Source organism: Pontibacter pudoricolor, from assembly GCF_010092985.1.
GTDB classification, from domain to species: domain Bacteria; phylum Bacteroidota; class Bacteroidia; order Cytophagales; family Hymenobacteraceae; genus Pontibacter; species Pontibacter pudoricolor.
On record NZ_CP048106.1, the window covers coordinates 4,188,487 to 4,210,390 of the forward strand.

A 21,904-nucleotide genomic window follows, 5' to 3' on the forward strand; every position below is an offset into this window, starting at 1 on the left:
TCAGATAATGACGATCACCATAGATAAGAATTCAGGTTACTGCTTCGGAGTAGAGTTTGCCATACAAATGGCAGAAGATGAAATGGAGCACGTAGAAGAACTATATTGCCTCGGTGACATAGTACATAACAGCATGGAAGTGCAGCGCCTTTACCAGAAAGGCCTTCGCGTAATAGACCGTGAAGAACTTCGCAACCTCCGCGATTGCAAAGTGCTGATCCGCGCGCACGGCGAGCCGCCGGAAACATACCAGATCGCGCTCGAAAATAATTTAGAGTTGATTGATGCTTCGTGTCCGGTAGTTTTAAAACTGCAGAACCGCGTAAAGCATGCGTTCGATTCTATTAAAAAAGATGAAGGCCAGGTGGTAATTTATGGCCAGGTGGGGCACGCAGAAGTGATTGGCTTAGCCGGACAAACCTGTGACGAAGCGATTATAGTTACCACCGAAGAAGACCTGGACAAGATCGACTTTAAACGCCCGGTTACACTCTTCAGCCAGACAACCAAGAGCACCAAAGGCTTTTACCACATTAAAGCGCTGATAGAAGAGCGTATTAAGCAAGCCAACCAAGACAGTACACAGCCCGAGTTCGACGCCAACGACAGCATTTGCCGCCAGGTATCTAACCGTGAGCCCCAGCTTGCCAGGTTCTCTACCGAACACGATGTGCTGATATTTGTGAGCGGTAAAAAAAGCTCTAACGGCAAAGCTTTGTACAGTGTCTGCAAGCAGCACAACCCCAACAGTTACTTTATAGAGAACGAGACCGAACTGGATCCGGAGTGGTTTGTAAACGTGAACAGTGTAGGCATTTGTGGTGCAACATCTACACCCATGTGGCTGATGCAGCAGGTAGCAGATGGCATTGCCAAGCTAAATGAGCCTGTTTGTTAAGTATAGCACTTATAAAGTATCAGCTTTTTACTACTTTTAGGCTTTGCTTCGGCAAAGCCTTTTTTGTGACCCCAACAACATGAGACGTATTTTTGGTTATTTCCTTAACGGACTTCTGATCATAGCACCTTTTACCATTACCGTCTGGATAGTGGTAGCCATTATTGACTGGCTGAACGACATGTTTGACCTGGGTTATCCGGGGCTGGGCATTTTGCTGATGGTGGTACTACTGACGCTGGTTGGTTTCCTGGGGTCATCTTTCCTTGTGAAGCCGTTTATTATTCTTACCGAGCGCGTCTTTCATAAAGTGCCGCTGGTTGGCATCGTTTATTCCAGCATCCGCGACCTGTTTGATGCATTTGTTGGCGATAATCAGAAGTTTAACAAGCCCGTGATGGTAAAGATGAGCGAAGACTCTGACAACTATAAGTTCGGATTTGTGACACAAGAAGTATTGGAAACTATAAATGTGGATGATAAAGTAGCCGTATATTTTCCGCACTCCTACAACTTTTCAGGTGAGCTGTTCCTGGTGCCAAGCCGCAATGTCACTTACCTGAACATACCAAGCTCCGACGTGATGAAATTCATCGTTTCAGGTGGCGTTTCGAGGTTATAGGACCAGTGATTAAGGAGATTCTCTGATTTCTAAGATTTCTGTCTGAACCCGGATTAAGGGGGGCGGATTAACCCGAACGTAGAGACTCAAAATGTGGCGTCTCCGCTATACAACTATAGGTTTAAAGCCAGAGTAAAGAAGGATTTAAATTTTCAGCAGGATATATATACCGCAAGTTTAGCGGCAGCGCAACTTGTAGTTAAGTTTGGTGCCAGTTTGTAACTGGCTTTCTGAGCGGGCATAAAAGGGTGGTTTTGCTGGTTTTATAGTCTGAGAAGTTGATAACTATAGTTTCGACCGGCCAGGCTGCCGCCGGTATCTGACCGATGACGTACAGTGGGTGCGAGTCTCCAGATTTGCTGGGCTATAGTTGCATAGCTGCTTCAATGCCAAGTTTAGACCTATAGTTTCATAGCCGAGACGCAAAAGGTGGCGTCTCTACAATCCCGGGCTGTTGTTAGTGTTTTCACCAACAATCCAATAATTAACTTACTCTATAAACCAAGATTAATCACTTACATCAGACAACTAAATTGTATGCATGACGAATAAACTATAGTTTAGTATTTTCATTTCGTAATTCATCATTCGTAATTAAACAACGTGCCTTACCTGATCAGGGATAAATCGAAACTGCATTACCGGGTGATCGGGAATGGGAGCAAAGTGTTGCTGGCATTTCATGGGTATGGGCAGAGCAGTTTATATTACCACCCCATGGAGCAGGCCTTAGGCAGCGATTATACCATCTATGCGTTCGATCTTTTCTTTCATGGGGGAAGCCGGCTGCACAAAGACAACATGCCGCTTACCAAGGAGTTTCTGAAAGAGATGATCGGGCATTTTCTGGAGAAATATAAGATTGACCGTTTTTCGGTGATGGGGTTTAGCATGGGGGGCAAGTTTGCGCTAACTTTAATAGAGCAGATGCCCGGGCGGGTAGAGGAACTATACCTGATCGCGCCCGACGGTATTAAAACCAGTTTCTGGTATAATATTGCCACCTACCCCGGCTGGATGCAGCAACTTTTTAAGCGTACTGTGGTTAAACCTCAGCCTTTCTTCAAGTTTCTGCAGGTGCTTCATAAATACAACCTGGCGCACAAAAGCCTTATCCGTTTTGCAAATTACCAGATGGACAGCACTGCAAAGCGCCTGCGGGTTTACCGTAGCTGGATCGGTTTCCGTGATCTGAATTTCGATATCCGGATGATTGTACGGCTGCTTAACAACTATAAGATTCCGGTAACTATGTTCTTGGGCGAATACGACGAAATAATCTCTCCGAAGCGCGTGAGCGTATTTATGGATGCTTTGGATAAAGGCGAATTAATTGTTTTAAAGACCGGCCACTCAAACCTGATACAGGATGTAGCCGAGCTGCTTCATAAGCGCAAAAGCCTGAATCTATAGTTGAGGCAACTATAGATCTGCAGCAAAGTATACATACAACCAACTAAAGATTCCACAAATTTCAACACTATACTCTATGAACTACCTGAACCGCCTGATCGCTTTTAGCTTTGCTTTGATGTTAATTGGCACTGCCTGTTCTTCGGAAGGAGAAAAAGAAACCAAAACTGAAAATGAGCAGGCTGAGTCTACTGCCAAAAATGACGAACCAAGCGAACCGGTTGATGAAAGCCTGGCCAAAATAAAACTGCCGGATGGCTTTAAGATTGATTACTACGCCAAAAATGTAGAAAATGCCCGTTCTATGGCCTTAAGTCCATCGGGCGTATTGTTTGTGGGCACGCGCAGCAACGACAAAGTATTTGCTATAGTTGATAAAGATAAAGACGGCAAAGCAGACGAAACCATAACGATAGCCACCGGCTTAAATTCGCCGAATGGTGTGGCTTTAAAAGATGGAGACCTGTATGTTGCCGAGATCAGCCGCATTATTAAGTTTCCGAAAATAGAGCAGAACATGCGCAACAAGCCGAAGTACGAAGTAGTGTATGACAAATACCCGAGCGACACGCACCACGGCTGGAAATACATAGCTTTTGGGCCGGATGGTAAACTATACGTTCCGGTTGGGGCACCCTGCAATGTTTGTAAAGAAGAAAACCCTGTTTATGCAACTATTACCCGCCTGAATGCAGATGGCACCGGCATGGAAATATTTGCAGAAGGCGTGCGGAACACCGTTGGTTTTACCTGGCATCCCACAACGAAAGAACTATGGTTTACCGACAACGGCCGCGACATGCTGGGCGATAACATCCCGAACGATGAACTGAATTTAGCTACCAAAAAAGGCCAGCACTTTGGTTTCCCGTATTGCCACGAAGGTGAAATACCTGACCCGGAATTTGGCAAGAACCGCGATTGCAGCGAGTTTGTGAAACCGGTACAGAAGCTTGGGCCGCACGTAGCTGCTTTGGGTTTGAAGTTCTATAACGGTAACATGTTTCCTGACCAGTACAAGAACCAGCTATTTATAGCGCAGCATGGCTCCTGGAACCGCTCTGAGCCAATTGGCTATCGTGTAATGCAGTTAGCAGTAGATGGTAAGGGCAACGCCTCAGACTATAAAACATTTGCAGAAGGCTGGTTACAGGATGGAAAAGCCTGGGGTCGCCCTGTGGATGTAGTAGTAATGCCAGATGGCGCACTGCTTGTTTCAGACGATACAAACAACGCCATCTACCGGATAAGCTATAATGAATAATGAGTAATGAATAATAACGAATGAAGAATAAGTAAGAATCTGAACTATAGTTTATAGTTAGAGCACTTGCCTTGAAATAGCCTGCAAACTATAGTTGCTACTGTTTTACATTAATCATTCGTCATTATTCATCATTCATTACTTAAAATGTCTATTTTCGCTTCTGATGAAAGATAAAAAAGCCCTTCATACAAAACAGGAAAAGCACGTAATAGGCCGGCGCGAGCTGGTTGCGCTGCCCGAACTGGAAATTGAGGAGATAGAAGCCAAGATAGATACCGGCGCGTATACATCAGCCATTCATTGCTCCGACATACACGAAGAAACCACCGCAGACGGTAAAAAAGTGATCTGTGTGGAATTGCTCGATCCATCGCATCCGCAATACAACCACAAAAAACTGCGTTTCGCCGAATTCGATTTTCGGTTTATAAAAAGTTCGTTCGGGGAGGTGCAGCAGCGTTATGTTATCCGTACAACCATCGAGCTTTTCGGAGAAGTAATAGAGGCCGAGTTCTCGTTATCAGACCGCAGCGATATGAAGTACCCGGTGCTTATCGGGCGCAAGCTTTTAAAGGGCAGGTTTATAGTAGATGTTTCCCGCAAAAACGTCTCTCAGAAGTTTAAGATCAAACAAAAGCAGAAACATACCAATTTATGAAAATAGCCATTCTCTCCCGCAACCCCAGGTTGTACTCTACCCGCCGGCTGGTAGAGGCCATTGAGAAGCGGGGGCACCAGGCCATTGTACTTGACCACCTTCGCTGTGACCTTATTATCGAGAAAGGCGACCCGCATATTTTATATAAAGGAGAACGTTTGACAGGTATTGACGCTATTATTCCGCGTATCGGAGCTTCGGTAACGTTTTATGGCACGGCTGTGGTGCGCCAGTTCGAGATGATGAAAGTGAAAAGCGCTGTGGATTCCCAATCTATCGTTCGCTCCAGAGATAAGCTGCGCAGCCTTCAGATTCTGAGCCGTGCCGGATTGGGAATGCCTAAAACTGCTTTCACCAATTATTCTAAAGAAACATCGGAGCTGGTAAAAGAAGTAGGCGGTGCGCCGCTGGTAATTAAGTTGCTGGAAGGTACACAAGGCCTGGGTGTGGTTTTGGCAGAGACCAAGAAAGCATCAGAATCGGTAATTGAAGCCTTCCATAACCTGAAAGCACGTGTTATAGTGCAGGAATTTATTTCGGAGGCTGGCGGCGCTGATATACGTGCCTTTATAGTGAACGGCGAAGTGGTTGGTGCCATGAAGCGACAAGGCAAGGAAGGTGAGTTCAGGTCTAACCTGCACCGCGGCGGTAAAGCAACGCTTATAAAACTTACCCGCGAAGAAAAGGCGGCTGCCCTGTTAGCTGCCAAATCATTAGGGTTAGGTATAGCTGGTGTTGATATGCTGCAATCCAAGCGCGGTCCGCTTATCCTGGAAGTAAACTCATCGCCGGGCCTGGAAGGGATTGAAAAAGCTACCCAAAAAGACATTGCCAGTAAAATAATTGAGTACGTGGAAGGCCTTGCTAACAAGAAGCCGAAGAAGAAAGTAAACGAGTAGCATGCCTGATACTATAGTTATCAACGGGCGCAGTATAGACCGTGGTGAAAAAGTACTGACCAAGCTGGTGATCAGCAAGCTACCCAGCGGTACGGTTATCGAAATTCCGGTTTACGTTTTCAGGTCAGTGCACGACGGGCCGGTGGTGCTGCTGATGGCAGGCATGCACGGCGACGAAGTGAACGGCACAGAGATCATCCGCCGTATGCTTTCCAAAAAAATGCTGTATCCGCTTAAGGGAACTATCATTGCCGTTCCGATCCTGAATATTTACGGTTTCCTGAATTTCAGCAGGGAGGTGCCGGATGGCAAAGATGTAAACCGAAGTTTCCCGGGGAACAGGGAAGGGTCGCTGGCCAGCCGTGTTGCCTACCGCTTTATGAAGGAAGTAATGCCTTACGTGGATTATGGCCTGGATTTCCATACCGGAGGTTCCAGCAGAGCCAATTACCCGCAGATCAGGTGTGTGCTTGGCGACCATAAAAATGAAGAACTTGCTAAAGCATTTGCCGCACCTTTTATCATGAATGCACCTTACCGCCAGGGCTCGCTCCGCAAAGAGGCCGGCAAGCTTGGCAAATCCATACTGGTGTACGAGACCGGCGAAAGCCTGCGTTTCGATGAGAAAGGTATAAAACTGGGCATGCAAGGTACCTGTCGGGTATTGCACCACCTGGGCATGACCCCGAATTGTGTTGAGGCAACAGAGCCAAGTGTGGTTTGCATGAAAGATATCTGGCTACGTGCTAAAAATGCGGGTTTGTGGCGCACGTTCATCCAGCCCGGCGATTATGTTAAAAAAGGCCAGAACATTGGCAGCATAACCGACCCGTACGGCGAAATGGAAGTGCGTATGAATGCGCCTGCAGCTGGTTATGTGGTCGGGTTAAATAATATGCCCGTTGTAAACCAGGGCGATGCCCTGGTGCATATTGCGTATTAATAGTTTTTGAAGTATCTCTTAAGACTCCGAAGCGTGCGCAGCTCCTGCAGGTGTTAAGACAAAAGCCCGGCTACAACTATAGCCGGGCTTTTGTCTTATAGTTAAACTATAGTTCAGCCCTGCCGTTGTTGGTGTTTTCACCAACAACGGCAGGGCTGCGCTTACAAGAGCTTGCTGGTGAAAACACGCAGCAAGGTCATCTTCGCATATAATTAATAAACTATAGTTTATACCCAGGTTCTGCGCTCGCTGAAGTGGTTGCAGCCAAATTCGGCACCTGTAATCATTTCAAATTGTTTTGGTTTCAGGTCTGCTGATGCTTCGTGCACCAGCGGCAGCACGTATGATGGGTCCATGGCGTGCTGGCCGGTCAGTTCGTCGCACACACCAAAATTGTTACTTGGTACCTGTACCTTATTCGGGTCCTGCTCCCAATGATTGCAGTGATTGCATGTTGCTTCCATAGTTCTGTAGGTTTATAGTTTGTCTTAAAATATACTTCCTGTTTATACTTACCCTGCGCGTTGCCGGTTTGCTGATTTGGTGGATTTACATAAATTTAGAATCAGACTAAACAACAGGCAATACGTGGCTGCAACTATAGTTAGTAAAACAGAACGGCCCCGCTAAACTATAGCAGGGCCGTTTTTTATAGGTAACAGTTAAGCAACTGTCAGTAAAATCAACTATAGTTTAGAATACGTAACGCACGTGCAGGGCAGAATCCCAGTAGCCACCGCCACGTGGTATGTTTATGTACGGCTTAATATCAGCGCCAATGGTAAACGGAATGTCGCGGATGTAATATTCCAGGCCAAGTACACCATCCACACCCAACGCCACTACATGGTCGTCATAGTAATGCTCGTGGTTCTTGTGATAATAATGGTGTCCGTCATGGAAACCAACGTGGCCACCCAATCCATAGTACCACTGCAGACCACTTGTATTAAAAGCCTGCGCATGTTTTTCGTAAAGCACTGTGATTACGGTACCACGGTGTCTGAAGCTGGTGCTCAGGATACCTTCAATAGCAGCATCGCTTTTGATAAAATGCTTTACAGTTAAGCCCGAAGCAATACCGCCCCTGAAGCCTATACCAGTTTTGTAGCCACTCTGGGCATTTGCACTGAAAGCAACCGATAAGATCAGCGCCAGTGCAAAAGAAATTCGAATTAACGTTTTCATGAAAGGTTAAAAGTTAAAAATGTGCGTCCGGCAAAATTGCACTGCCGGTGCAGTAAAATTAAAACATCTAACGTATATAAAAATAAATATTGTACGCTACCGCTACTTTTTAGATGAAGTTTTGTAGCTCTGCAGGTAAGCAGTTTTGCGGGTACGCCGCCCTATCAGTTTAAAAAAAGATATAAAATGTTGGTCATCACGCTTTAAGGCTTTGGCAAAGGCATCGGGTTTCTTATCGTCCTCAAAATCTTTGATGTAATGCTCGCGTACAACGTCGGCTTCGGAAAGTTCTTCGGCAGCTTCAATTTGTACTAATCCTGTTTTCTCCCATAGTTTGCGCCACCACGCTATGCTGTGTATAAAGTACCAGTAGTTTTTATAATCGCGACGCAGAAACCTGGGCACCTTGTCCAGGGACTCGATCTCTTTGGTAAAGCAGACATCCACTATAGCAATGTGGCCATCGGGTTTTATGAAGCGGGCAATGTAGGGCAGGTACTTCTCGTCGGTGCCAAAGTAGGTGTAAGAATCTACCACAATCACAGCATCAAAGTATTCTTCGGCAAAGGGAAGGGAGCGGGCATCGGCCTCTATTGGTATTACGTTTTCTTCGCAGCCTTCTTCCAGTATGCGCTCATAGTTGTCACTCGCCGAGATGGCCTCGTCTACAGCCCAGACCTTAACTCCAAACTCTTTAGCCAGAAAGATAGAGCTGATGGCCTTTCCGCAGCCCAAGTCGAGCACACGCATGCCCGGTTTCAGGTCCAGCGATTTGGTAAGGCTTTCTACGTTAAATAGTACGTTTTCGCCCATCGAGTGCTTGCGCACCCACTCGGGGTCGTATTGGGTGGCTTTCGGGAAAACATGCCGTAAGTGGCGTGGCTGCATAATATAGCTTTTAGGTGCTTTGCCTTTACGCAAGCTTATAGCTATAGTTTATAGTTTAGCAGCCATATCGGCTATTTTATCGGAAGGGTAGATGTGCACACCACCCCGGTTTTGCTCTGCCGCATACAGCATGGCTTTGGCTACATCTTCGCCGGGAATGGGTTTGTACCTGCGCAAAGGACCCACCATCAGGCCGCTCAGGGGCTTTATTATCTTAGAGGCCAGTTCTTCGCCGGTGCGCTCTTCTTCGCGGTCGCCCAGCAGCAGGCTCGGCCTGAAAATATGTACGCCCCTGAACCCAAAATCCTGCACGTCGCGCTCCATTTCGCCTTTCACCTTGTTGTAAAAGATCATAGAGCCGGCATCGGCACCCATGGCAGATACTACCAGAAACTGCGCCGCATGTTTAGCAGCAGTAAGCCGGGCCAGCTCCACCACGTAGGTATGGTCTACTTTATAAAAGTTTTCTTTAGAGCCCGCTTTTTTTATAGTGGTGCCCAAGCAGCAGAACACATCATCGGCCACCAGATCTGAAGCATATTTCTTCAGGTTATCAAAGTCAATTACTTTCTGGTCCAGCCTGGGATGTATAAGTGGCAGATCGCGCCGGCCAACAGAGATAACCTGGCTGTACCTGTTGCTGGCGAGCAGCAGGCGCAGGCAATGCCCACCCACCAGGCCGCTGGCTCCTACAATTAACGCATTTCGGGTTTTGTGCATAAGAGATGTTCGCTTATGCTGAGAATACGTTTTTAAGGGCTATATAGTCGATGTAGTATAATAATTTAACCGAGAAATTATTGTTCTGCGGTGCCTGTAAAGTCTTGTTCAGGTTTTCGATATACTTTTTCTCTATCTCTTTGCGCTGATCCTGTATGGCGTTCTTCCAGACAACCATTAATTCGCTTCCTGGCGCAAATCGCCAGGTATACATCACGTCTATGTTAAAAGCATTATAATTGATGTTGTTATACCGCGTCTGGTTCGGGTCCTGCTCCGGGGTTATCCTGGAAAGGGTGCCGTTATGCTGCAGGTAATACAGCCAGTTATTTTCGGCTGTAGACCAGTAGTGACGCATGTTCAGTGTAAGGCCGGTGCGCTCGTTAAAAATGTATGCCCCTGACAAAGTAGTGGTCAGTGTTTTAATATCCCGGTTTGCGAAAACGCCTGTTGCACTGCCCCATGGGTCGGAAATGTGACCGATGCTGTGTTTGTTTATACTATAGCTGTTGCCATTAACAAGCAGTAGCTTGTCGTTTACCCGGAAGCGTGGGTTCAGGCTACCCCACCAGTCGCTCTGGTTGTAGCGGTTCGACTGCCAATGTCCCACCGATGCGTCAAATGCCAGGCGCTTGCGGTAGTCGGTTGACATGCCGAAGTTGAAATCGAAGGCCGGTGGCTTTATGAACACCTGCGGAAACTGTCTGGCCTCAAAGTAATCGTACGCGTTGCCCGGGCGTAGGCCAACGTTACCATAAGCGCTCATAAAATTACGGAAACGCACGTTGGTACTCAGGCCAATGCTGGCACTTACATACTCGCGGGGCGCATACAACATACTATGGCTCACGTTCAGGCTGTTGTTCCAGCCCAGGAATTTCCAGATGGGCTGATAAAAGTTATAGCTGATGCTGGCGCTGTTGCTGATCTCGTTGTTGTTGCTCAGGTAACCCATGTCGTTTATCTCATAGGTATCCGATTCTACGTGGTGGTTCAGGCCGAAGCGCAGGTTGCCGCTTACCTTACTGAAATTTACACTATACTGATGGCCCAGGTGTACATCTGTCGGGATGGAGTCGCCGCGCAGAATTTTATTGTAGATCTGGCTCAGGTTACCTGCTGCACTAATGGCATAGTTGTTCGTTTTATCTGCAAAGCGCACTTTCAGGCCGCTTACGTTGGCATCGTAATACCCTTTGGAACGGCTGACGTTGGTGTTTGTAAAGGTGATAAATGAGTTGCGTGGCAGGGTCTGGTCCAGCACAAATACGCTATAGTTGGTGAACGGATCGGTAAGTACTTCGCGGGTCTCACCGGTTTCGTCGTTCTTTATCTTAGCGAACATGTTGCGGGTAATGGCATTGAATAAACCTACACCCAGTCCTTTCCTTGTTCTGCCCGATACTTTGGCCGCATTCAGCAGGCCGCTCGTAGCTGGGTTATCAACTATAGATTCATTTTCCTCCATTGTACCTCTAACGCTATTCCGGAGCATAGGCGTGCCCCCGATGCGGCGGGAGTAGAACAGGCCGGCTTTGTTGAAAAGCTCGGTGCCTTCGGTAAAGAACTGGCGGTTCTCCCCAAATTTCACTTCAAACGGGCTCAGGTTCAGCACCTGGTTATCTGATTGTGTCTGGCCGAAATCCGGCACCAGGGTTACGTCTAAGGTAAAGGCGTCGTTTATGCCATATTTCACATCCATACCCCCGTTTATAGAGTGGTTATAGCTGCTGCCGCTGGTTTCGCCGGAGTAATGGTTCAGGTAACCCGAAACGTAAGGCGTAAACTGCAAACGCACCGGCGACTTAATGCCTTCAATACCGATGGCGCGTCCTTCCTGGCTCACGAAACCTTCCACGGCGTTGTCTACATGGTTCCAGTACGATTTTTCGCGGGCACGACGAACCACGCGCATAAAATTCACGCCCCAGGTCTGCACCTGTGTTTCAGGGAAACGAATGGCGCTGTACGGTATTTTCATCTCTACTACCCAGCCCTGTGTCGTCTTTTTTACCTGGCTGGCCCATACGGCGTCCCAGTTCCAGTCTTCACGGCCCTGCGAAAGTTTAATGTCTGTCTGCACACCCGCTGCCGAAACCATAAAAGCAAAGGCATTTTGCTTGTCGTTGTAAGTATCCAGGTACACGGCAAACATATCAGCATTGTTCTCACCGGAGTCGCGTCCGCCAAACTGGGTAAGTATAGAGTCCGGAGCGGTATCATAGAGGTTGGCACCGATGTAAACAGCTTCATTATCATACAAAAAGTACACTTCTGAATGCTGTGACGATGGTTTGCCGTTGTGTGGGTCGTAACGCACAAAGTTGGTGGCAGGAACTACAGTTTGCCAAACTTCGGGCTCCAGGTAACCATCCAAAACGGGTGCTTTGGTAGCGCGCGCAGCCTTGGTTGTTTTGCGTTTAAGCTCAGTGGCTTCGGGTTCTTTGTTTTTGTCGGTTGCTGTGGCAGTACCGGTTAGTAAGGTAAAAGTTAGGGCAAAAGCAAGGTATTGGTGTAGCATTATAGTATTGCGCCTGACGAAAGCGCCGCTGTAAAAGGTTATCAGTCTGGTTTATAGTTAGTGTTGCGGAGGTAAGACGTGGCTAACGCCTGAGCTTGATATAGTCCGGGTAGATCTCGATCCTGTTTGCTTTGTACAGGTTCCCTACCGCACGTTTAAACATTTTTTTGCTGGCACCTACTACACGGTAAATATCCTCCGGATCGCTTTTATCCGACAGGTTCAGGGTTCCATTCTGTTCTTCGAGCAGCTGCATTACTTTAGCTGAGGTCTCATCCATCTCGCTAAACGTATCGGCATCGGGCTTGCGCAACGTTACGTCTATCTTGTTATCGGGGCGGATGGTTTTAATGTAGGCAGGCAGTTTATCACCAATCTCCAGGTCTTTAAAAACCTCGTTTCGGTATAGCAGGCCCAAATACGTGTTGTTGATGATCACGTTATACCCAAGGTCGGTATAGGCAGCTACCAGCACTTCTACCTGTTCACCTTCTTTTACCTGGATGTTATCATTCTGCAGGTATTTGTTGATCTTGGCAGTACCAACTATCCGGTCCGAGGCATCATCTAAATACACATACACGCAGTACTTACGGCCGGGTACCATTTTGTCTTTCTGGTTATTGAGGGGCACCAGCAGGTCTTTCTCCAGTCCCCAGTCCAGGAAAGCACCGAAGCTGGAAGTGTCTTTGCACAGCAATCCCGCAAATTGCCCTACTGTGGCGTAAGGGGTAAGGTTAGTAGCAATTACCCGGTCTTCAGAGTCGCGGTACACGAATACGCGCACAAAATCACCAACTTTAGCACCTTCTGGTAAATATTTTTTAGGAAGCAGTATGTCGCCGTCTTCAGAAGTTAAATAAACCCCGAAGTCTACTTCACGCGCTATCTCGAGCTCGTTGTAATTGCCTAAATCTACCATGGTTGTGTTGTTGCTGTGTAAGTGCTGTCCTACAAATCTAATAAAAAGCCAAACGCTTTAAAAGCTGAGAACCTGCTAAATAGCAATAGTCTATATATTTAGGATAAAGTCTAAAATGGAATGGGTTAAGTGTAAGAATATGGTTTTTGATTTGCCTTATCCCAACCTCCCCGTTTTATCGAGGGCCCCTACCGCCAAAACAGGGGAAGGAACCCTGCTATCGTTCTATAGTTTCTCGTTTGTCATTTCGAACAGCGTGAGAAATCTGAGTTCTATAGTTTGCTACTCTACTTTTCAATCCAAGCCTTTCCTTCTATAGTTACCACTTATCCTGAGAGCTTTACTTGCCTATTGTTCTATAGTTGGCTTTCATGCCCTCACGGCCGGGAGGCCCCGTCTTGGGGGTAGGGGCCCTCGATAAGGGCATCGCGCTGCTGCTTTCTTTCTACCCTCGTACCTCGGGTTGCCTGGCGGCACCGCAACAAAGCAAAGGCGCTCAACCCAAAGACTGTGATCAGTTCGATAGCATTTTTTTAGTTGAGTGATAAGCTATAGTTGCATTGCCTTATCGTGGCTATAGTTTCGTAGGGACAGGTCGCGACCTGTCCGATCTTAGGCTGTAACTATAGAAAACTCAGATTTCTGCCGCTGGTCGAAAGGACAGTTGGGAAAGCAGTAGCAGAAAGTCCCCCTTCGAAGGGGGCAGGGGGATGACAAACACCCACTATAAAACGATATCCTCAACTATAGCAACAGCCGTAATTCCCCTCTTGGGAGGGGTAGGGGTGGGTTAAAACCAAAACTATAAAACTATAAAACTATAACTCCAACAATAGCGACTGCTATAAAGCTCCTTCCCCTGTTCTTAGGGGAAGGCTGGGAAGGGGTAAAAAAAGGCAGCACTTTGCAGCGCTGCCTTTTCAAAATCTATAATTTGTAAAACTTACTTAGCCTTGGCTTTTGCAGGAGCTTTTCTGGCTGTTACTCTTAATCCGTCTTTACTGCTGCGGCTTTTCTGATCTTCAGCTTCCATAATATCTTCTGGTCGGGCAATCATTCCGATTGATAAACCGTCATCGCCTAAAAAGTGCTCTATGTGGTGGCAGCGGTCTTCTGTTTTGATCAGGATGCCTTCCAGTAATGCTTTGGTGGCGAAGTCTTCGTGCTGCATGGCCAGTTTTATAGTTTTGCGTAACTCTACAGCTATCGTTTTTTCATCGTCCATGTCCTTGGCCAGCATCTCTCTTATCCTGAAAACGCCTTCTTCTTCGTGGTCAATGTAGGTTAGTTCCAGTTGTTTTTTTGGGTGGCAGGTAGGGCAGTAGCCCATCACGGTCAGGCGCTCGGCAATGGCATCGTACTGTTCGTGCAACTGGGTGTAGTGGTCCTCAAAAAACAAATGCAGATCTCTGAACTGCGGGCCTTCTACCATCCAATGGTGTTTGTGATACTGGTTAAATAGCGTGATGAAAGACGACAGGTGCCGGTCCAGTTCACGGGCCATAACTTTTGCTGTATTATCTGACAACCCAACCGGGTTTCCTTCATATTCTGATTTTTCTCTTAGTTTTTCCATAGGTATAGTTTGTAATGCTACCTCTATACTTACCCCGAAAAGCGGAAAAAGGATATGCTGAATCTTATCTGAACTCTGCTACGCCGGGGCGCTCAAATCGGAAATCGGTGAAATCGTAGTATGGCCGTGATGCCTCGTAAACCTTAAAGCTGCTGATATCTTCGTTGGCAGGCAGGCGTGGGTAAAAGCTTAATAGGATCTGTATCGTGCTGAAAGACAGATACTCGTTCCGGAACCTGAAGCCAAGGCCATAACCAGTATAAGGTTTGTTTTTGAAAGGACTCGTTTTATTGCCAGCCGATAGCCAGGCCACATCGGCGAAAGCTACTGTTGCCAGTTTAAAGCCCAGGAAAGAAAAAGGTGTGTAAAGATTGGCTTCATAATTAAGCGTGAGACGTTTGCTGCCCCTGAGCAGTTCGGAGTTAAAGCCGCGCAGGCCCTCGTTGTTATTGATAGACAGCAGGTCTTCGGGGTTGCGGTTCAGGCCGAAAGTGGCGCGTGTCTGTAAATAATGGCGTAATTTCCAGCTGCCGTTTTCATACAGTCTGGTAAAGTACAGCGATTGTAGCTGCAACAGGCCCTGCTGCCAGCTTCCGTCATTTATAAACGAACCGTACGTAACATTGCCAAACAGGTAGCCAAAGTGTTGCCGGTACCTGGCAAAAGCAAACGAAGCTCCCAGGTAGCGGCGGTTGGTTAATGTGCCATTTTCGTAACCGGTAGTAACGGAAATTATGCTGCCGGCTGGTATATCTTCTGTGCGGCCAAAACCAAACAGGTATCGGTCTTTATAATATTTACGCACACTATAGCCAATACTGCCCAGGTATAGTTGGTTACTCTGGAAATTCTCGGTAGGGGTGGTTTTATAGTTGGTGTCGATCACTCTCAGGCCTATGATCATGCGGCCGCGTGGCTCGTACCCCAGGTTATAGCTTTTAAACTTAAAGGCACGTCCGAACCAGGCATCGCGTCGGGTATAGCTAAGGTTACCGAATCGCGGAATGGTGTCTGCGTCAGTTGGCGGAAGCAGTATGCGTTCCTCTACCTGGCTAATGCCCGCAGCACCTGCATAGCGGGTGTTGGTGGCATAAAAGTCCCGGTGCAGGAAAGCGCTCTTTTCCTGGTAATAATTTTCGTTAACATAAGCTATGTCAGCAGTTATATAAGACCGGCCAATGTTTTCTATACTATAGCGGCCGGCAAACTCCCAGGGGCGTGGATTGGGCTGGTTAAAACGGTAAGAAAGTTCCGGCTGATGGCCCAGTCCCAAAAAGTTAAGCTCCCGCACGGTCAGCCTGCCAGCTCCAGACGACGGTGTAAATGAGCCTGATCCGCCTAAACTAAAAACGTCTTTCGTAATCACGATCACATCCAGACTGTCTTCGGTGGTTGTTTGCTCGTTCACAATAATGCGGGCATCCAGAATATAGTCTGTCTGGCGCAGCAAGCGTTCCGATTCTACAAGCGCCAGAGGTTCCAGCACTTTATACTGCTCAAAAAGCAGCTTATTCCGGATCAGGCTTCTCTTGGTTTTTGCATGAAATATATTGCCGGTTTTCTCGAGCCAGTTCGCAGGTATCCGGGCGGTATCTTGTATAGAGTAACCAAAAGCATCCAGCGGAATAACCCGTATGTTGCGCACTACTTTATAGTTGTGGCGTTCATATTCCCGCTCTATCAGTTCGGCGTCCAGGTTTAGGGCAGCTTCGTTTTCGGGTGTAAAATCCAGAATAGAACTAAGCAGCTTGCCCATAATCGTTTTCCGCTCCGACAGTTCTTTCAGATTACGCATTACACGGTCTTCAAACCGGTGGGTGGTATCGGTAACTATAGTTGTGTCGGGCTTGGCAACAGGTTTTTTCTGAGCAGTTCCATCTATAGCAAACAACAGCAACAGGCCCAGCAAAAACAGGCAGAGCGCAAAGCTATAGTTCGGGTAAAAACGATGCATAAAATTACTCAGGTAGCGAAAGCGGCAGGTTAACCTTCTAAAGATAACATTTTTTAAGTGCACAACAGATACGGGTTTCCCTTAAAATGGATTTGGAGCAATTACAGTTATTATGTGTGCTAAATAAATTAGTATTTAGGACGATGTTGATAAGCATGTTTATAAGTTTTTGCTAAATTTATTAGGCCGTTTTGAGATAAAGTTTTACCTTTAAAACGCTAAAGCAGAAAAGTATACCCAGTATGGACGACAGAATAACAGAGAAACTAAAGATATTAGCAGATGCTGCGAAATACGATGTTTCGTGTTCATCCAGCGGTGGAAAGCGCAAAAACGATAACAAAGGCCTGGGTAATGCCGAGGGTATGGGCATTTGTCATAGTTATACCGAAGACGGCCGTTGCGTTTCGTTGCTGAAGATACTGCTTACCAACCACTGCATTTTTGATTGTGCCTATTGTGTTACCCGCAAAAGCAACGACATTAAACGCGCTGCCTTTACGGTGCAGGAAGTAGTGGACCTGACTATAAATTTCTATCGTCGCAACTATATCGAAGGCCTGTTCCTGAGTTCGGGTATTTTCTCAAATGCTGATTATACCATGGAGCGCCTGGTGCGCATTGCTAAAAAACTACGTCTGGAAGAAAAGTTCAATGGCTATATCCATCTTAAGACAATACCGGGTGCCAGCGAAGAGCTGATTAAAGAAGCCGGTTTATATGCCGACAGGTTAAGCGTGAACATTGAGCTGCCATCGGAAAAGAGCCTGATAAAACTGGCCCCTGAAAAGAACTATAGCGAGATACTGTTGCCGATGAATAACATTAAGCAGCAGTTGGTACAGGCTAAAGAAGAGAAGAAGTTGTTTAAGTCGGCTCCTGCGTTTGCACCGGCCGGCCAAAGCACGCAGCTTATAGTTGGCGCATCCGCCGAGAATGACCAGCAGATACTACAGCTCTCGAGCCAGCTCTACAAAGACTATAGTTTAAAGCGAGTGTACTATTCGGGTTACGTGCCGGTAAGTTCAGATAACAGATTGCCGATCATTACAGAGCCGCCTATTATAAGAGAGAACCGAATTTACCAGGCCGATTGGCTGATGCGCTTCTATGGTTTTGATGTAAAGGAAATACTGGATGAAAGCAACCCGCACCTGGACCTGGATATTGACCCGAAGCTGAGCTGGGCATTGCGCAACCGGCATGTGTTTCCGGTGGAGCTGAACACCGCAGACTATGAAATGATATTACGTGTACCGGGTATAGGAGTGAAGTCGGCGAAAAAGATCGTGTCGGCACGCCGGTTTGCTTCTTTAAACTATGAGCATTTACGCCAGATGGGAGTGGTGCTGAAGCGGGCAAAGTATTTTATAACCTGCCAGCAGAAAAGCCTGCAACCTTACGACTTCGATTCGCAGCGTATCCGGAATAAGATTTTGTTTGGAGATGGAGCCGTTCGGAGCCCGCTGCTTACTCAGCAGCTGGACCTGTTCAGGCAAGTGGGATGATAAACCTATATAACTATGGCACAGAAGTATAAAAGCCCTGTCGCGAATTCAGATTCAGAAACAAAAAAGATAAAAACGATTAAAGTAAAAGTCATGAGAAAGAACAACAAAGTTGCCCGCGTATCCTGCTATTGCAAACTGAACATGCTGGTACCACACCTGCAGCGTATGCAGGCTGAAGGAAAACAGGAGAAAGCCCGCAACAACAACCAGTAAACTATAGCCATGCACCTCTATGCCTACGACGGCTCTTTTGAAGGACTGCTGACGGTAGTGTTCGAAGCCTACGAGCGTAAAGCCTGGCCAACTGCCATAGAGCAGGAGCAGGTGGCACAGCCGGGCATTTTCGGTACAACTATAGCCGTAGTAACCGACGAAGAAAAGGCACAGCGGGTATGGAAAGGTCTGCAGCACCGGTTATCGGCCGCAGCCCGGAAGCAGCTATACTATACCTATTTGTGGGAACAGCCAGGCTTTGAGCTGGCTATCTTCAACTATATAAAACTGGCTTTTGGTACTTCTGAAAACATAGAAGGTAACTTTACCGCACCTTGTGTGCTGCAGGTGCAGCAGGCAGCCAAACAGTTGCATCGCGAGAAACACCGCATGGAAGCCTTTGTGCGTTTCCAGAAAACGACAGACGAACTATACTATGCGCACATTGAGCCTGATTTTAATGTGTTGCCGGTAATAATTGAGCATTTTACGAAGCGCTACGCTGATCAGCGCTGGGCCATATACGACACGCGCCGCCGGTATGGTGCCTACTATGACCTGCAGGCTACCACCTTTATAACACTGGATGCAGCACCCCGCAAAGGAATGGGCGTGTTGCCCGCATCAGCAATTACGCAGCAGGAAAAAACATACCAGCAACTATGGCAGGTATACTTCGACCATGTAAATATTGTCGAGCGTAAAAACCCGAAACTACACCTCAGGCATATGCCTAAACGCTACTGGAAGTACCTTTCTGAAAAACAGCCCCGCCTGCAAGCCTGAGCATACTATTAGTTTAGGTTTATCTGCTCCTGAAACGAGTGTTGAAAAATTGTACAGCTTTTTTGCTCCACTTTGTAACATACCCTGTACGTTGCACGTAAGCATTACTATATATTTATTTTAAAACAAGCGGCAGACTTAACTGCTGAAGCATAAAGTGGCCTTACCACTGCATGTCGCTTAGCTAATGTTTTTGCACATATGAATACACGCGTACGTAAAAAACTTATTCAGGTGGCTCGTGGCAGAGCAAATCAAATGACCTTTCAGAACCTGATCTATGAAGCAGAACTCGGCCTGAACCTTGACAATACCTACGAAAAAGCACAGCTAACAGAAGTAATTGACGAAATATCGGAAGAAGAGCACGCCGAAGGGAGACCTTTGCTGAGTGCGCTTGTTAGCACCAAAGGGTTTAAGAACCAGGGCGATAACTTTTTCAGGCTATGTGAACGCCTAGGCTACGGCAACTGGAGAGAGCTTAAAAAAGATGCGGAGTTTTTAGAGGAACAACGCAAAGCCTGCCGCGAATTCTGGCAGAATAAAGAAAATTTTTCTACCTACCTATAATACAACTACAGAGCGGCAGGCCTTCCATCTCACCCTTGGCTGCCGCTCTGTTTTTCTTTTTGCTTCTTTCCCAACTATAAGCCGTCGTTTTTTCTGTACCTGATATAATTCGCAACATAGGCTGTATATAATTGCCTGTCAGTATATAATGTAATTAAAACCTGTTGCTGTAACCCGCCAATCAATAGCCTCTCTTTTATAAAAGTATCAACTACAATAAGTACAAAACCGACTGGTTTGCTTTGAGTTAGCTGTTATAAATTGCTCCCGAAAAGATTATAATAATGTAAAATATATAGTTTAATTTGTATCTATAAATCTTCTGGTATACATCTGTGTCCGGGCGATTTACAATGCAGTTAAACTATTTTTTTACAGCCTATGAAAGCAAATACTTTTACCCTTCCTTTTATTCTTACTTTGTTTTTTGCCCTGACCGGCTTCAGCGCTTTTGCCCAGGGGGCAAAGTTTGGCAAAGTAAATGATCACGAACTTAAAATGAGCCAGTATGCGCAGGACACTTCTGCGGAAGCTGTTGTGCTGTCAGATATCGGTTTCACCAAGTTCAGCTTAAACCATGGCATACAGGTTATCACTGACCGCCACATCCGTATCAAGATCCTTAAAAAGTCAGGTTACGACTGGGCAAACTTTGAGGTACCCTTTTATGTGCAAGGCGGCGACCGCGAACGTGTTACCAGTATAAAAGGTGTAACCTATACGCTGGAGAACGGAGAAGTGCAGAAGCATAAACTGGATACGAAAAGCGTATTTGAAGAGCAGCACAGCGAGAACTGGTACTCCAAAAAATTTACCATGCCTAATGTTAAAGTAGGTTCAGTAATTGAAGTGAGCTATACCATTTCATCCGACTTTTTCTACAACATGCGCGAGTGGGAGTTCCAGACAACTATACCAACCCTTTGGAGTGAATACAGCGCCGAAATTCCGTCTTACTTCGACTATAAGTTCCTGATGCAGGGGTATCATCCGTTGCATTCAAACAGCAAGAACAACAAGGGCGCTGGTACACCTGAGCTTACGAACTACGCCTACACCTGGACCATGAAGGATGTGCCGGCACTGAAAGAAGAAAAATACATTACGACGCTTAAAGATTACCAGGCTAAAATAGAATTTGAATTGCAGCGGGTAAATCTGCCTAACCAGGCTCCGAAAATTATGACCGGAAATTGGGAAGACGTAGTAATGAACTTGTTGGCAAACGACCGCTTCGGTATGCAGATAATTAAAAGCGGTTTTTATAAGCGCGACCTGGCGAACATTTTAGCGCAGCATAAAACGCCTGAACAGCAGGTGCATGCCATTTATGAGTTTGTAAAAGGTAAAATGACCTGGAACGAGCAAAACGCTTACATGGCCAGAACAAGCTTAAGCGATGCCTATAGCAAAGGTACTGGTAATGCTGCTGATATAAACCTGCTGCTGGTAGCTATGTTAAAGGAAGCAAGTTTTGATGCATCGCCGGTACTGGTAAGCACGCGCGCAAATGGCCGCCCGCCACAGGGGTCGCCGTTGGTAAATAAGTTTAACTATGTGATAGCGCGTGTTTTTATAGATAATAAAGAGTATTTGCTGGATGCTACAGACCCGCTGCTTCCATTTGGCATGCTGCCTGTAAGAGCCCTGAACGGCAGCGGGTACATCGTGAAAAAGAATGAGCACCGCTGGGTAAATTTAAAACCTGTGGTTTACTCTAAATTTATAAATACGGATGTTACTATCAGCGCGAACGGCGACATGACCGGGCAGGCTGTGGAGTCGGCAGGTGGGCACTACGCCTTAACATTGCGAAGAGCACTTAACGAACAGGGCGAAGAGAAATTTGCAGAAAACCTGTCGCGCGAAGTAGGTAACTATAAGCTTGGCAAGCCAGTTTTTGAGAACAAGGACAATATAGGCGACCCGCTTCATATTAAGTACAACATCAGCGCAAGCGGTAACGGGCAGCAGAACAGTATTATTTACCTGAATCCGCTAATGGGGCACGGCGATAAAGAAAATCCTTTTAAACTGACCGAGCGCCTTTACCCTGTCGATTTTGCCACACCTATAGATGAGACCATCATTACAAAGTATATTTTACCGGCAGGATATGTTATTGATGAAGCTCCTAAAAGCGTGAACGTACTGCTGCCGGAAAATGGTGGAAAGTTTATGTATATGGTACAGCAGCATGGCAACGAGTTGCAGGTAATGAGCCGGGTAAATATAAACAGGCCTGTGTTTTACGCCGAAGAATATGTGTACCTGAAAGAGTTCTATAACCAGATCGTGGCCAAGCACGCCGAACAGATTGTTTTAAAGAAAAGCTCTTCCAATTAATTAAAGCAT

Annotated in this window: 20 protein-coding genes; 12 read left to right on the top strand and 8 right to left on the bottom strand. The window is 46.6% G+C overall.

Annotation, left to right across the window (positions count from 1 at the left end; all coding sequences use genetic code 11):
- Nucleotides 1-7: 7 nt before the first annotated feature.
- The 7 genes from GSQ66_RS18075 (at nucleotide 8) to GSQ66_RS18105 (ending at nucleotide 6,700) form a co-directional block, all read left to right on the top strand.
- Complete coding sequence (locus tag GSQ66_RS18075; protein WP_162428743.1) at nucleotides 8-898, top strand: 4-hydroxy-3-methylbut-2-enyl diphosphate reductase; 891 nt, start codon at nucleotides 8-10, stop codon at nucleotides 896-898.
- A 79-nt stretch (nucleotides 899-977) separates the two neighbouring features.
- Nucleotides 978-1,520 (top strand): DUF502 domain-containing protein, encoded by a 543-nt coding sequence (locus GSQ66_RS18080; protein ID WP_162428744.1) that lies wholly within the window; start codon nucleotides 978-980, stop codon nucleotides 1,518-1,520.
- 603 nt (nucleotides 1,521-2,123) lie between these two features.
- Entirely contained in the window at nucleotides 2,124-2,933 is an 810-nt protein-coding gene (locus GSQ66_RS18085) for an alpha/beta fold hydrolase (protein WP_162428745.1), read from the top strand.
- A gap of 76 nt (nucleotides 2,934-3,009) precedes the next feature.
- Complete coding sequence (locus GSQ66_RS18090; RefSeq protein ID WP_162428746.1) at nucleotides 3,010-4,197, top strand: PQQ-dependent sugar dehydrogenase; 1,188 nt, start codon at nucleotides 3,010-3,012, stop codon at nucleotides 4,195-4,197.
- Nucleotides 4,198-4,363: 166 nt separating this feature from the next.
- Complete coding sequence (locus tag GSQ66_RS18095) at nucleotides 4,364-4,858, top strand: ATP-dependent zinc protease family protein (RefSeq protein ID WP_162428747.1); 495 nt, start codon at nucleotides 4,364-4,366, stop codon at nucleotides 4,856-4,858.
- Nucleotides 4,855-5,757, top strand: a complete 903-nt coding sequence (gene rimK / locus GSQ66_RS18100; RefSeq protein WP_162428748.1) for a 30S ribosomal protein S6--L-glutamate ligase — start codon at nucleotides 4,855-4,857, stop codon at nucleotides 5,755-5,757. Before GSQ66_RS18095 ends, rimK begins: the two co-directional genes overlap by 4 nt.
- A gap of 1 nt (nucleotide 5,758) precedes the next feature.
- Complete coding sequence (locus GSQ66_RS18105) at nucleotides 5,759-6,700, top strand: succinylglutamate desuccinylase/aspartoacylase family protein (protein ID WP_162428749.1); 942 nt, start codon at nucleotides 5,759-5,761, stop codon at nucleotides 6,698-6,700.
- A 227-nt stretch (nucleotides 6,701-6,927) separates the two neighbouring features.
- On the opposite strand, the gene GSQ66_RS18110 is transcribed toward GSQ66_RS18105, so the two are convergent.
- From GSQ66_RS18110 to GSQ66_RS18145, 8 genes are all read right to left on the bottom strand, one after another.
- Nucleotides 6,928-7,164 carry a hypothetical protein gene (locus GSQ66_RS18110; RefSeq protein WP_162428750.1) on the bottom strand — a complete coding sequence of 79 codons (237 nt, stop codon included), beginning with the start codon at nucleotides 7,162-7,164 and terminating at the stop codon, nucleotides 6,928-6,930.
- A 229-nt stretch (nucleotides 7,165-7,393) separates the two neighbouring features.
- Nucleotides 7,394-7,888 carry a hypothetical protein gene (locus GSQ66_RS18115; protein ID WP_162428751.1) on the bottom strand — a complete coding sequence of 165 codons (495 nt, stop codon included), beginning with the start codon at nucleotides 7,886-7,888 and terminating at the stop codon, nucleotides 7,394-7,396.
- A 102-nt stretch (nucleotides 7,889-7,990) separates the two neighbouring features.
- On the bottom strand, nucleotides 7,991-8,809 hold the full coding sequence (locus GSQ66_RS18120) for an SAM-dependent methyltransferase (protein ID WP_238395749.1): 819 nt from the start codon (nucleotides 8,807-8,809) through the stop codon (nucleotides 7,991-7,993).
- Between the two features lie 15 nt (nucleotides 8,810-8,824).
- Nucleotides 8,825-9,496 (bottom strand): oxidoreductase, encoded by a 672-nt coding sequence (locus tag GSQ66_RS18125; RefSeq protein WP_162428752.1) that lies wholly within the window; start codon nucleotides 9,494-9,496, stop codon nucleotides 8,825-8,827.
- Between the two features lie 13 nt (nucleotides 9,497-9,509).
- The gene (locus GSQ66_RS18130) at nucleotides 9,510-12,017 is read right to left on the bottom strand and encodes a DUF5916 domain-containing protein (protein ID WP_162428753.1); all 2,508 of its coding nucleotides are present in this window, start codon (nucleotides 12,015-12,017) and stop codon (nucleotides 9,510-9,512) included.
- 82 nt (nucleotides 12,018-12,099) lie between these two features.
- Nucleotides 12,100-12,939 (bottom strand): CvfB family protein, encoded by an 840-nt coding sequence (locus tag GSQ66_RS18135; RefSeq protein ID WP_162428754.1) that lies wholly within the window; start codon nucleotides 12,937-12,939, stop codon nucleotides 12,100-12,102.
- A gap of 943 nt (nucleotides 12,940-13,882) precedes the next feature.
- On the bottom strand, nucleotides 13,883-14,515 hold the full coding sequence (locus GSQ66_RS18140; RefSeq protein WP_162428755.1) for a Dps family protein: 633 nt from the start codon (nucleotides 14,513-14,515) through the stop codon (nucleotides 13,883-13,885).
- Between the two features lie 64 nt (nucleotides 14,516-14,579).
- Nucleotides 14,580-16,469, bottom strand: a complete 1,890-nt coding sequence (locus GSQ66_RS18145) for a BamA/TamA family outer membrane protein (RefSeq protein ID WP_162428756.1) — start codon at nucleotides 16,467-16,469, stop codon at nucleotides 14,580-14,582.
- Between the two features lie 242 nt (nucleotides 16,470-16,711).
- On the opposite strand from GSQ66_RS18145, the gene GSQ66_RS18150 reads away from it, so the two are divergent.
- The 5 genes from GSQ66_RS18150 (at nucleotide 16,712) to GSQ66_RS18170 (ending at nucleotide 21,895) form a co-directional block, all read left to right on the top strand.
- Nucleotides 16,712-17,977 (top strand): putative DNA modification/repair radical SAM protein, encoded by a 1,266-nt coding sequence (locus tag GSQ66_RS18150; protein WP_162428757.1) that lies wholly within the window; start codon nucleotides 16,712-16,714, stop codon nucleotides 17,975-17,977.
- 15 nt (nucleotides 17,978-17,992) lie between these two features.
- Complete coding sequence (locus GSQ66_RS18155; protein ID WP_162428758.1) at nucleotides 17,993-18,193, top strand: hypothetical protein; 201 nt, start codon at nucleotides 17,993-17,995, stop codon at nucleotides 18,191-18,193.
- 9 nt (nucleotides 18,194-18,202) lie between these two features.
- Complete coding sequence (locus GSQ66_RS18160; RefSeq protein ID WP_162428759.1) at nucleotides 18,203-18,979, top strand: TIGR03915 family putative DNA repair protein; 777 nt, start codon at nucleotides 18,203-18,205, stop codon at nucleotides 18,977-18,979.
- Between the two features lie 201 nt (nucleotides 18,980-19,180).
- A complete protein-coding gene (locus GSQ66_RS18165) occupies nucleotides 19,181-19,549 on the top strand; it encodes a hypothetical protein (RefSeq protein ID WP_238395750.1) in 369 nt (122 codons plus the stop codon).
- Between the two features lie 381 nt (nucleotides 19,550-19,930).
- Nucleotides 19,931-21,895 carry a DUF3857 domain-containing protein gene (locus tag GSQ66_RS18170; protein WP_162428760.1) on the top strand — a complete coding sequence of 655 codons (1,965 nt, stop codon included), beginning with the start codon at nucleotides 19,931-19,933 and terminating at the stop codon, nucleotides 21,893-21,895.
- Nucleotides 21,896-21,904 lie beyond the last annotated feature (9 nt).